General features: G+C 32.0%; 7 protein-coding genes and 1 pseudogene. 3 read left to right on the top strand and 5 right to left on the bottom strand.

The window, feature by feature from the left end; translation table 11 throughout:
• Positions 1–8: 8 nt before the first annotated feature.
• From ETSB_RS00595 to ETSB_RS00585, 3 genes are all read right to left on the bottom strand, one after another.
• A complete protein-coding gene (locus tag ETSB_RS00595) occupies positions 9–1,370 on the bottom strand; it encodes a 16S rRNA (cytosine(967)-C(5))-methyltransferase (protein ID WP_044105658.1) in 1,362 nt (453 codons plus the stop codon).
• 2,381 nt (positions 1,371–3,751) lie between these two features.
• Positions 3,752–5,011, bottom strand: a complete 1,260-nt coding sequence (ftsZ, locus tag ETSB_RS00590; protein WP_044105656.1) for a cell division protein FtsZ — start codon at positions 5,009–5,011, stop codon at positions 3,752–3,754.
• Positions 5,012–5,328: 317 nt separating this feature from the next.
• Complete coding sequence (locus ETSB_RS00585; RefSeq protein WP_232509824.1) at positions 5,329–6,096, bottom strand: cell division protein FtsQ/DivIB; 768 nt, start codon at positions 6,094–6,096, stop codon at positions 5,329–5,331.
• Positions 6,097–6,312: 216 nt separating this feature from the next.
• On the opposite strand from ETSB_RS00585, the gene ctpC reads away from it, so the two are divergent.
• A complete protein-coding gene (ctpC, locus tag ETSB_RS00580) occupies positions 6,313–7,605 on the top strand; it encodes a carboxyl-terminal processing protease CtpC (protein WP_044105651.1) in 1,293 nt (430 codons plus the stop codon).
• Positions 7,606–8,546: 941 nt separating this feature from the next.
• Entirely contained in the window at positions 8,547–9,536 is a 990-nt protein-coding gene (locus tag ETSB_RS00575) for an adenosine kinase (RefSeq protein ID WP_044105650.1), read from the top strand.
• 1,005 nt (positions 9,537–10,541) lie between these two features.
• Here ETSB_RS00575 and ETSB_RS00570 read toward each other — a convergent pair.
• The gene (locus ETSB_RS00570) at positions 10,542–11,099 is read right to left on the bottom strand and encodes a YqeG family HAD IIIA-type phosphatase (protein ID WP_044105648.1); all 558 of its coding nucleotides are present in this window, start codon (positions 11,097–11,099) and stop codon (positions 10,542–10,544) included.
• A 359-nt stretch (positions 11,100–11,458) separates the two neighbouring features.
• Positions 11,459–11,776 carry a hypothetical protein gene (locus tag ETSB_RS09055; RefSeq protein WP_052470599.1) on the bottom strand — a complete coding sequence of 106 codons (318 nt, stop codon included), beginning with the start codon at positions 11,774–11,776 and terminating at the stop codon, positions 11,459–11,461.
• A 127-nt stretch (positions 11,777–11,903) separates the two neighbouring features.
• Between ETSB_RS09055 and hemH the strand changes: the two are divergent.
• Positions 11,904–12,914 (top strand): annotated as a pseudogene (hemH, locus tag ETSB_RS00560) (ferrochelatase); the annotation flags it as partial.
• Positions 12,915–13,082: the final 168 nt, after the last annotated feature.

Genomic DNA, 13,082 nt, shown 5'->3' with positions numbered 1-13,082 from the left:
AGGTTCTATTAACCTTTCTTTAACTTCACCAGAAAAAAGCCATCCATTTGATGTTGATGGGGCAAAATTTTTATCCATCCTGATGAAGTTACCCAATTACACAAGGGCGAATGAGCTAATGGTGCTTCGATGTACCAATTCGTATGGGTATCAAGAAACTGTTTAATAATTAATTCATTTTCTAAACAATTAAGGGTACAAGTAGCATACACTAAAACTCCCTGAGGTTTTACCCAGGTTGCCGTTTTCTCTAATAACTCTTGCTGTAATTTCGATAGCTGTCGGACCTTTTCAGGACTATGTCGCCAACGAATGTCAGGATGTCGATGCAAGGTTCCTAGTCCTGAACAGGGAGCGTCTAATAAAACTCGATCAGCCATCGCAGTGAATTGGTTGAATTGACGGCTATCTCCTGTGACGATTTTAATGGATTTTAGGTGTAATCGTTGGGCATTGGCTTGTAGTTTATTTAATCTTGATGAAGTGCGATCACAAGCAAAAATTATCCCTTTATCTTGCATTAATTCAGCAATATGGGTAGTTTTTCCGCCAGGGGCAGCACAAGCATCAATAATTACTTCTGAAGGTTGAGGATCAAGTAAATGAGTTACTAATTGCGCACTGCTGTCTTGTACAGTCCACCACCCTTCTTTAAACCCTGGTAATTTTTTAATATCTCCAGTTTTACCAATTAGTCTTAATCCTTGACAAATATTTTCTAGACCCATCACATTAATGTTAGCTTGCTTCAAATGTGCTTTAACAGTTTCTAGAGTAGTTGTCAAAGGATTGATCCGTAAATCAAGATGAGGAGATTGGTTAAACCATTCACATAGTTGGGCGGTAGTATTTTCCCCGAATTGCTGCAACCAAAGTTCGATAATTTCATTAGGAAAACTATAGAGAACACCTAATTTTTCAACAGGGTGATCAGGTAAGATTAGAGGATCAATTTTAGTCTCACTCAAACGGATATAGTGACGCAGGATACCATTAACTACCGCTGAAAGGGGAAGTAATTGGTTTTCTTTGGCTAGATCAACACTGGTGTTAACGGCTGCTGATAAGGGAATATGATTAAGATAGCGCAATTGATAGAGTCCAAGATGTAGTATTAAACGAAGATTTGGGGGTTGTTGATGAGCAGATCTTTTGCCTAGTTGATTAATTAAAGTATCTAAAGTACGCCGTCGTCGGACAATGCCGTAGACCAATTCCGTGACCAAAGCGCGATCATTTAGATTGAAATTAGTTTGGTTCAAAGCGTGGTTAAGGGCAATGTCAGCATAAGCTCCCCGTTGTTCAATTTCTTTAAGAATTACTAGAGCTAATTGGCGAGAATTTGTGTTTCCTTCAGCTGAAATTTTCATAGTTTTTACAAAACCATTTTTTTATTGAGTAGACTATCTAAGCTAACATAAACTGGCTCAATGTTGACTAGTAAATAATTAATTTATGAGTAAAATATTCCTAAATATTTAATATAAAAACTTTTTATATAGCAATTCATAAAAATAGTATAAAATACTTCGATAAATATTGAAATAATATTTTTTGTTCGAAGTATCATACTTCAATAAATACTGCTATTAATATATAATTATTGATATTATTTTTTTATTTATTTTATATTAAATTTATTTTTATTAAAAATAAAAAAATTTGATCGTGTATTAACTTTATTGAGACTTTATAAAACTATAAAAATAGTTTTATAAAGTAAAATTTTATGTAAATCTTGTTGTAATTTATTAATATAATAGTCTCTATTAATAGGTATATTATAGTTATAAGTTGTTACCTAAATACTAATTTAGGTAGTTTATATTTTAGTTTTAATTTAGATTTAAAATTGCGTAAATTAGATATTTTAAATTAGTTTTGAATATAAATATTGCTACTATTTTTTATCAAAAGTTAATAAACAAACATAGTAAAGTATATAATTTTCTGATAAAAAAATATATTTATAAGTATAAATTACAATATTTTTTTATATTTCTATTTATATATAAAAAATTAATAGATAGATATTAGATTTTATATATAAAATCTAATATAAATAAAATTATCGATAGATATTATAATAACTAAAAACTAAATTTGAACTTTAATAATTTAATCTAAAAACCTAATCAAATTGCAAAAATAATTATATTTACACTCTATCTTAATTAGAAATAAAATTTTTAGTCTTTATTAACTTTAACCTAAAATAACCTAATAAATAAAAAATGAGATTAAAACTATCATTCTGTGACTGAAAGTTTATTTATTCTACATAATTACTTTAGAAACTATTCTGTGAACTAATATTATTTAAGTAGTAAAATATGTAAAATAATACTACACTATTTTAGATTTTTAAAACTTTAAGTTCTCTAGATATACTTAATATACATATTTATATATACACATAATTTTATTATCAATAATATAGTTGTTAAAATACATATTTTTAATGTATATGATGTTATCATATCTGCAATATTTTAATTTAATTTATACCTATAGTATCAAATACTCGATTTAGTTTAATAAATGAGACTCTCAATTTAGATAAATTACCATTCCCGGTCTTGATATCTTAAATAAGATAGTAATAGGTTTATTTATATAACTTATATATATAACAATATAATTATCAAAAAAAATTATGTAAATACTAAATTTTACTCAATTTAATCATAAAAACATTAACTCTTAGTAAGAAAGAAATGATTTATACAAAAAATTGTTAAAAAATTTTATTTAGCTTCATATTTTAGTTTGTTTAAAATAAAATATAAATACATGGGAAGTTAAAATTTCGTCTAATTGAAAAGATAACACTTTCTTCTAAAAATTTTTTAGAAAGGAATCCCAAAAATATTTTATTCACTGTAGTAATAGATTATGATTATAGTAAAAAAATACAAAAAAATTTAGTAAATTAAAAGAAGAGATAGACAAAAATATTAATAATAAGAATTTAAAATAAAGAAGAAAAAACCTTGTTAACCAATCAAATTATTTAATAATTAGCTCATATATTAAAATATATATCAGTATATTAGCAAATATATACAGGGCCGAGAGTTGCTCATTAGCTAGAAAAAAAAATTAAACTTAACGAGAATGGTATTACTTTAAAAAAGTTTAGATACTCTTATCAGAGTTTAAAACACATTATAGAAAACAAGAGGGTTTTGAATAAAAAATACTTTCTACGTATATTGTAACTTAAAAAAGTTAATATAGATATATAGGTTTTGATTAACTTTTATTTAGATCGAAGCCAATTAAAATAAAACCCTATATATCTCTGGACTTCAGAATATTCCTATTTGGACAACTTAATACTATTATTTATTTTAGATTAATATAATTATATATTTTATGTTTTCTCTTTATCAAAAAAATTTTTAACCGTATCCAACTATATGATGTGAAATCAACCTATAGAATACTAAGTAAACAAACTTTATAGTTGAAGATTGACAAAATTTATAAATATATAAACTTATTTTTTTATAAACTTTAATTTATCATGAATTTACTTTGCGGTTTCTTCTGAAACGAGCTTAATACGCATCAAAGTAAAGAAAATTAACACCAAATGATTAGTAATAGTAGTAAGTTTCTTGAACAAAAAATACTTAGATTAATGTTTTATTCAAATCAAGTTATGAGGAAAACCAAAATTTTAAAAAGTCTCTTATTCATAAGATTGATTTTAATAAAAATTATTTCGAGTATACTTATTAATCAACTAGTGTTTTGGAAAACGACGTTGTTGAAGAAAGTCTGGAATATCTAACCCTGTGGGTTTAGGAGATTCTGACTCAAGAACTTTGGTAGTTGTAGTGTTGCTTACTCTTCGCACAGAAGTACTCTTTACTGTTTTTGAAGCTATATTGTCAGATTCTCCACTAAAACCTGTCGCAATGACTGTAATTATTACTTCTCCTTGTAACACTGAATCAATAACCGCTCCAAAGATAATATTGGCCTCGGGATCAACTACCTCAAAAATAGTTTCAGCAGCTGTTGTTACTTCATGAAGGGTGAGATCACTGCCTCCAGTAATATTAAAGACAACTCCTTTAGCTCCCTTAATCGAATGTTCCAATAGAGGAGAAGAAATTGCCTGTACTGCCGCATCATTAGCACGAGATTTCCCTGAACCAGTTCCTAGTCCCATTAATGCTGATCCTGCGTCAGCCATCACTGCCCTAACATCCGCGAAGTCTACATTAACTAAACCAGGAATTGTAATAATATCCGAAATCCCTTGTACCCCCTGTCGCAGAATATTATCGGCTGTCAGAAATGCTTCTTGCAAAGGAGTGTCTGGAGGAATGACTTGTAGTAACTGGTTATTAGGAATAACAATGAGAGTATCAACGTTATTTTGCAGATTATTGACTCCTTCGGCTGCCTGAGTAGTACGCCGTCGTCCTTCAAAGGTAAAAGGACGGGTGACAACCCCTACCGTTAGACAGCCCATTTCTTTTGCTACCTCGGCAACGATAGGAGCTGCTCCTGTGCCAGTTCCCCCACCCATACCAGCTGTAATAAAAGCAAGGTCGGTATTTTCTAAAGCGTGAGCGATTTCGTCTCTAGACTCTTCAGCAGCTTGAGTCCCAATAGATGGATTTCCACCAGCTCCTAGACCTCTAGTCAATTTTTGTCCGATTTGTAAACGTTGAGGTGCTGCTGATTGAGAAAGAGCTTGAGCATCAGTGTTGATAGCCCAAAACTCAATTCCAGTCAAGGAACTTTCAACCATACGGTTAACCGCATTACATCCGCCACCACCAACGCCAATGACCTTTATTTTAGCCACATTATTTGGCACTATTCTGTTGCTCCTGATGTCTTCTATAAGGGATTCTGAAGGATCGTTCAATTGAGACAAGAACAGATTATTATTATGAATACCACAATCGTCTACTGTATTGGACATTTCGGAAGATTTAGTGTCACTGAAACTCGAATTGTTAGACATTAATTTTTTACGAGAATCCATTTTATATTAATGGGTAATTAGGAATAATTAAAAATCATTAAACAACAGTATGTTTAATTACTATCAAATATAGCTAATTAGATTATAATTTAGTATACATATATAATAAATTGAATATTCACCTATATGTAATATAAAACTTACTATATCACGTAAATTTATACTATCTCATATCCTAAAAATCTGAAGTTTTCAACCCTTATATACTACAAGCATAATTGTTTTTGTTAAAAGTCAAGTGAGAAATCTTTAATAATACAGTTTAAAATAGTAAATAAATAGTTCAAAATTAACGTAATTAATGCAGCAAATTTATACTAAGGCACTAGACGAACTGAAGGAGACCGAGGATTGGTCACATCTAAGTAAAAACCCCGGTTTGGAGGAATATGCGAGGAAATTTCTCTCATTTTAGCCAAAATCCGCAATTGTTCCCGAAAGCGATTGCCATAAGGTCCAAAATAAACAGTTCCCAATTCAGTTTTTAAAATCAGATTACTTGGGTCTCGCCAATCTACTGCCATAACGTTGATAGGAGACTGAAGAATTAGGTGATATATTTCAAGCCAATAGGAACGGTACTGAGGCTCAAAACCGAGGACCGTGAGGTCTTGTTCTGTTTCAATTTTCGTATCTTTTTTATAGAACTTCTTAGGAATCCAGACCCCCGCGGCATCGAGATAGCCATCTCCTTGAGAAGAAGTCCCCATAGCAATAGGTTGTCGTTCTTTGACGGTAACAGTTATCTGGGTTGGAAAAAGTTGACGAGTAAGATGAATATCTTTCAATGGGGGTTCTGCCTTCAATTGTTGGGTCAATTCATGAAGGGGGAGTTGCCAGATAGATTGAGGATAAGATAGTTTAAGAAGCTGCCGAATTTTCTCTGAAGACAATAGTTGATTTCCTACAATCTTAATTTGTGATTTATCTTTGATGACCCAATGAGGCCAACTAAGCATCCAAATTAATCCTCCCATCATTCCCAAAAGGGCTAAAAAACGCCATACACTTTGCCATGCCTTGAATCTTCGCTGAACACGTAAAGTTTGTCGCTTACTTTTCAAAGAATTCATATCAATGGGCATGTTATTCATCATAGGATGCCTGTATCTGCTTTAAAAAAATGTTATAACTAGAGGAAAGTACTCTAATTTTAAAATAACCAACTGTATGTTCCTATGAACTAAACAACTTAATAGTAGAAGATATATCAAGTTGGACTATCAGGTTTAAGTATCACAATTGACACTCAGTTAGTAAAAATCTCTTTACCCTTTTATCTTTGCATAAATTCTAGGCTTATGGTTAATAAAAAACGCGGACTAATTCTCAGCGCGACTGTGGCTGTCCTAACTGCGGTTGCAGTCACAGGTGGAGGACTACGCTTCTCCCAGAGTCAAGCCTTTTTTCAAGATAATCCAAAAGAATTAGTTGATGAAGTCTGGCAGATAATTAACCGGACCTATGTTGACGTAACGTTTAATCAGGTAGATTGGCGAGCTATTCGTCAGGAATATTTAAAGCGTCCTTATGGAGATAAAAAGGAGGCTTATAAGGCGATTAGAGAAATGCTCGAAAGGCTTGAAGATCCATATACTCGATTTATGGATCCTGAAGAATTCAAGAATATGCAAATTGATACTTCAGGAGAATTAACTGGAGTAGGTATTCAAATTACTAAAGATGAAGAAACTAACGAATTGATGGTAGTTGCCCCAATTGAAAATACTCCGGCATTTAAGGCCGGAATTTTATCTAAAGATGTTATTACAAAAATTAATGGCAAGATTACTAAGGGTATGGATGTCGGAGATGCCGTTAAGTTAATTCGGGGTAAACCAGGTAGTGAAGTAACTTTAACTATTCGTCGTAGTGCTGAAGAAACTGATTATTCCCTTGTCAGGGCGCGCATAGAGCTAAACCCTGTTCGCTCTCGTTCTCAACAAACTCCTATTGGGTTAATTGGCTATATCCGTCTGACTCAATTTAGTAGTCAAGCTGGTCAAGAAATGCGAGAGGCTATTAAAAATTTAGAAGCCGAACAGGTTAACGGTTATATTTTAGACCTTCGTTCCAACCCTGGAGGACTGTTATATTCAAGCATTGAAATTGCTCGGATGTGGCTTGATGAAGGAAAAATTGTCTCAACAGTTAACCGTGGTGGACAAGAAGAGCAACAACGAGCTAGTAATCGTGCCTTAACAGATAAACCCCTAGTGGTGCTAGTGGATGGTGGTTCAGCGAGTGCCAGTGAAATTTTGTCAGGAGCTTTACAAGATCATAGACGCGCTATGATTGTAGGAACGCAGACTTTTGGTAAGGGTTTAGTGCAATCTGTTCGGGGATTAGGAGATGGTTCTGGGTTAGCTGTGACCATCGCTAAGTATCTCACTCCCAATGGTCGAGATATTAATAAACAAGGTATCGACCCTGATGTTATATTTGAATTGAGCAACGACGAACGCAAAGCTCTTCAACAAGATCGCGAGCGAATCGGAAGTTTTGGTGATCCCCAGTTTAATAAAGCGTTTGAAGTACTTAAACAACAAATAACGAACTCTAAAGAAAGCAACGTTCAGGCCATAAGTCAATAACATTATTTTAGGCATTTTCTAGTTAAAATTAGCAGGATTTTGCCTTAAGTCACTTAAGACTTAAATAGGGAGAAAAGGCAGGGATTTTGGTATTTGTTTTTTCTCCTTTGTTTTTGAATCATAGATAAAGAAGAGAAAGCATTATGTAAGTCTATTAAATGACTGTAGTTTCCGTAAACAAATAAACTATTTTATCAAAGAACAAACAATTTCTGTAACTAAAAATAGCTGACAGTATTTAATTTTTATTAAATCCTTCTAATTTAGTGATATTTCAATTGATTCAGTTATAGATTTTAAAAATCTTATCAACTAATTACACAATAAATTTAGGACAAAATAACTACAATTATTAAATTAGTAATTATCAGGAAACACTATATACGCACAAGTTAAGCTGTTTATTATCTAAATAAATATAATTTGAATAATTTTTTGTTTAAAATAATAAAAAATATCACGTTAATTAATTTTGGATAGCTTAATTATTTTTTAAATGTTATCCGCCTTTAAACTAAAAACAATTATTGTTTAGCTATATATATACTTCTTATTCATTGATTGTTATCATCGATCAAACTAAGCTTTAAATTTAAACTATTTCAGATCATTTTTACAGTAATAAAATAAAAACCTAATAGTGAAATCTATTTACACTTAAAATTCAAGTTTTACTTGAGTTATTTAAACTTAGTTATGATTTTTTTGATTATAGATTTATTAACTTTAAATATTGATAAATCTATAATCAAAAAAATTTAATTATTTTAGCTATTTATATCAATTTTTTCTATAAACATAGCTATTTTTTACTTTAATTAGTAGTTTATCTTAAATCTTGTTTATTGCTAAACTGACCAAAATTATAATGCGAATACTCTATGTTGGACTAAAATATAATTAAACATTTTAGAGGTTTGTCATAAGACAAGAAAGCATTCATGCAGAAAAAATATCATGTTTATGGTGCTGGTAACGCTTTAGTAGATATAGAATTTAAAGTTTCACCAGAATTACTTCAGAGATTAAATATTGATAAAGGTGTCATGACTCTTGTAGATGAAGTCTTTCAAGAGGAGTTGATAAAGAAGCTCAATGGACAACCGTGTAAACAAAGTAGTGGAGGCTCTGCTACTAATACCATGATAGCTATTAATCAATTCGGTGGTAACGGGTTTTATTCTTGTAAAGTGGCGGCAGATAAAGCAGGAAAATTTTATTTAGAAGACCTACGCAAGTGTGGGTTAGATACAAATGAACACAATGGCGATGGCGAAGAGGGAACTACCGGAAAATGCATAGTTATGGTAACTCCTGATGCTGATCGCACTATGAATACATTTTTAGGTATTTCGAGCAATTTTTCTGAACAAGAACTAGTATTCGAAGCAATCTCTGACTCTGAATATCTTTACCTGGAAGGATATTTAGTCACTTCTTCAACTGCTCAAGCAGCAGCTATGAAAGCTAGGGAAATTGCAGAAGCTTCAGGAGTAAAAACCACTTTTTCCTTATCTGATCCAAACATAGTGGAGTTTTTTAAAAATGAGCTATTAGAGATTATTGGCTCTGGGTTAGATTTTATTTTTACTAATGAAGCAGAAGCTGTAAAAATATCTAATACAAAAGATTTTTCCGAGATGATCGCTTATTTAAAAACTATAGCTAAGGGGTTTGCTATCACCCGTGGATCGAAGGGATCATTAGTTTTTGATGGTCAAATATTAGTTGAAATTGCTCCTTATCCTGTTCGGGCTATTGATACCGTTGGTGCAGGAGATATGTATGCGGGAGCATTTCTTTATGGGATCACCCACGGAATGACCTATGTCCAGGCAGGCGATCTTGCTTCACGGGCTTCTTCTCGTATTGTTACTAGTTATGGACCTCGTTTAACTACTGAGGAATTAAAATCTTTACTAACAAGTTAAAAAATTTTTCTGTTAGCAATCTACTATAGAGATATCTGACTAAATGTCTCTGTAAGTTTTAATTTATCTCTGATCACAGAGCTCTTTTATAAATGACCAACATCGGCTTTCTATAATCATGTGAAATATATATATACAGTCTGATAACCATCCATCAATAAATATGATCAAGGCTATCCGGGAAATAAATCTTCGTCCTTTATTTATTCTACGCCTACATCATTACCAAAATATTCGAAAGAAGATGCTAACAGTTAAAATTAGCTTAATGTGATGCTATAAATCCCACAACTTTAATCTCTTCAATGAGAACATGACCACAAGTTCTCATTAAAGAGATTAGAGCATACATATTTGTTGGGGAATGGCAATGAGTTACCCTCAAATATTGACACAGAGACCAACAGGCTATCAAAGTCAATTAAATCGAAAAATACTGCGACAGCCGTAACTTAAAAATCTTAATTAGAAGACTTTCACTAAACATCACAATAACTTAATGATAAGTATGTTCTGTTGAACAGACGTGTTTGATTAACAAAAAAACAGAACCTATTACGAGAGTAAAAAAATATTTTATTTTATACATAAAAATTTTGAAAAATGTTTAAATTTTACTTAATATTTGAAAATAAGCATGAAAATTGCCTCATAAATATTAAGGAAACAAAAAAAGGTACTTTGATAAAAAATATAACAAAACTGAGACACTGATCCGTTTGATTTAAAATATTTAACCTGCTAGCAGTAAATATTGATTTGTTTACCTTGATTGTAGATGAAATCTGGTTACGCTATAAATAAAGATGTAGATGTTGTATCTCACAGGATATGTTTTTTGGAAAAAAACAGCTTCTCAAACAATAGACTTTGATATTGGTTGTATCATATCAAACTATTGTTGGAGCTTTTAAAGTAAGGGCTAGTATTTGTTGAGGATGGTAGGATTAAATTCTCCTCAAAAAAGTTAACCTAAAGTAGTAAATCAAGTTATTCAGAATTAGCCTAGTGTTTTAAAGATTGATCGTTTTTAGTAAATTCAAATTTTGGGACTATCAGAGATACCCCCAAAATTTGAGACAGCCAGATTTCGAAATTGTGAATTGGGTAGTAGCGATCAACTACAGCAGTATCTGCTATAGGCTTGACGAGGATGGTAAACATTCCTAAACGATTACCAGCTAAAACATCAGTAAATAAGCGATCACCTACCATAGCTACACCATTAACTGGGAGTTGCATTGCCTGGACAGCCTGCCGTAATTTGCGTCGAGAAGGCTTTACCGCTCTTAATAGATAAGGCAAGGTTAAAGTATTAGCAATTCTCTTAATGCGACCTTCACTTAAATTATTACTAACTAGCCAAATGGGAGTGATTTGTCTAATAGTTTTTATCCATTGCTCAAGTTCTTGGGACACTTGGCTCTGTTGGAGGGAAACCAAAGTTTCGTCTACATCCAAGACTAATCCTTGAATGTGATAATAGGTAAGAATTTCTGGTGTTAGACCGAGAATAGTATCTCCCAAAACTAAATCAGGTTGTAGTAATTTGGTCTTGGACATTCGTTTATTTACCTCAATGATAATGGAGGGATCATTTTCAATCTTATTTCTTAACTTGAATTACTTGCAAACTTCCTCCTCCATAAAGTCGTTGTTGATAAGCTCGAAAAACTACTGAAGTTAACTTTGTCACTAAGTAAGTGTTGAGTAACTTTTAGGCTGTCTTCATTTCAAATATTCACTATTCATATAAAAATAGTTAGAGATGGACAAAATAAACGAAACGGTTAGTCGGCTTATGTAAGTCAGTTACAGCAACAAAACTTTCAGTGTTAAGAACCTGATAAACTTTTAAAAATTTCTTCAAGCTGCTTGGCTTACATTTTGTGGAGAACAATAAAAGCAAATCTGGTATTAACTCAACCAAATTTAAATTGAGCAAAAGGCATTTGTTTAGCTCGCTCGCCAAAATAATTAGCCTCAAAAACTGCTTTAACTGTTTGATAAAGAGGAGTTAATAAAACGTTAAGTCTGGTTGTTTTAGTAGAAAAAAAGTTAGTGGCTTTACCTCCGCCATAACATAAATCTAAAATCTTAGTATCAGACTTCAGAGGAACATTTTCAATGGTAAGGTAAAAAAACTTCCTTTCACCTTCGACACTTAGGGATACTAAACGGGAAATAGTGTTATGCAACCAAGAATATTGATGACTCCAGGTCTTTAAAATTGTGACCAACTCGTTACCCCCTAACTTATGTAACTCACTAGATTATGAATATTTTGTCATTGAAATCTCAATATTGAGCCTATATATTGTTAAACTTAACAAAGAATCCGAAAATGTTATTTATCTACATAAAATTATGGATCGCGTCGGGGTTTTATTACTAAATTTAGGGGGTCCGGAACAGTTACAAGATGTTCGCCCCTTTTTGTTCAATCTATTTTCTGACCCAGAAATCATTCGATTACCTTTCCCTTGGTTACAAAAGCCCTTAGCTTGGTTAATTTCTCTACTAAGAAGTGAAAAATCTAAGAAAAATTATGAAAAAATTGGAGGAGGTTCCCCTTTGAGAAGAATTACTGAAGCTCAAGGAAAAGCTCTCGGGAAAAAATTAGCAGAAATTGGTCAAGATGCTCAAATTTATATTGGGATGCGTTATTGGCACCCCTTTACTGAAGAGGCAATCAATCACATCAAACGAGACAGAATAGAGCGTTTAGTCATTTTTCCTTTGTATCCTCAATATTCCATCAGCACCAGTGGATCCAGCTTTCAAGTGCTTGAAAAAATGTGGCAATCTGATAGTAATCTTACACAAATTAACTATACTTTGATTGCCTCATGGTATGATCATCCTGATTATTTAACAGCGATGGCCGATTTAATTACTCAAGAATTAGATAAATGTGAAAATCCTTGTCATATCCATATTTTCTTCAGTGCTCATGGAGTCCCTCAAAGTTATGTTGACAAAGCCGGAGATCCCTATCAAGCAGAAATTGAAGCTTGTACTCACTTAATCATGAAAACCCTCAATCGGCCAAATGATTTCACTCTGGCTTATCAAAGTCGAGTTGGTCCGATAGAATGGCTCAAACCTTACACAGAAGATTCTTTAAAAGAATTAGGGAAAAAAGGAGTCAAAGACTTATTAGTAGTTCCTATCAGTTTTGTTTCAGAACATATTGAAACTCTTCAAGAAATTGATATTGAATATCGAGAAATTGCTAAAAAAGCAGGGATTAAAAACTTTTATCGAGTGCCTGCGTTAAATACCCACCCTATTTTTATTGATTCTTTAGCTCGACTGGTGACTAAATCTCTTAAAGAACCTCCTTGTACTTTTGATACAGTTATTCGTTTAAAAAAAATAAAAATTTGTCCCTAAAAACATTAGACATTAAAATTCTTCAATAAATTAATATCGAATATTAGAGAGTTGATGAAAAGTAGAGATTGAAAACTTTTATCGAGTTCCTTAGTTGAATACATACCCTATTTTTATTGATTTTTAGCTCGATTGGTAACTAAACTTTTA

Source organism: cyanobacterium endosymbiont of Epithemia turgida isolate EtSB Lake Yunoko, assembly GCF_000829235.1.
Classification (GTDB): Bacteria; Cyanobacteriota; Cyanobacteriia; order Cyanobacteriales; family Microcystaceae; genus Rippkaea.
The sequence above is the reverse complement of the archived record's forward strand: the minus strand, read 5'-3'. Positions and strand labels throughout refer to the sequence as shown.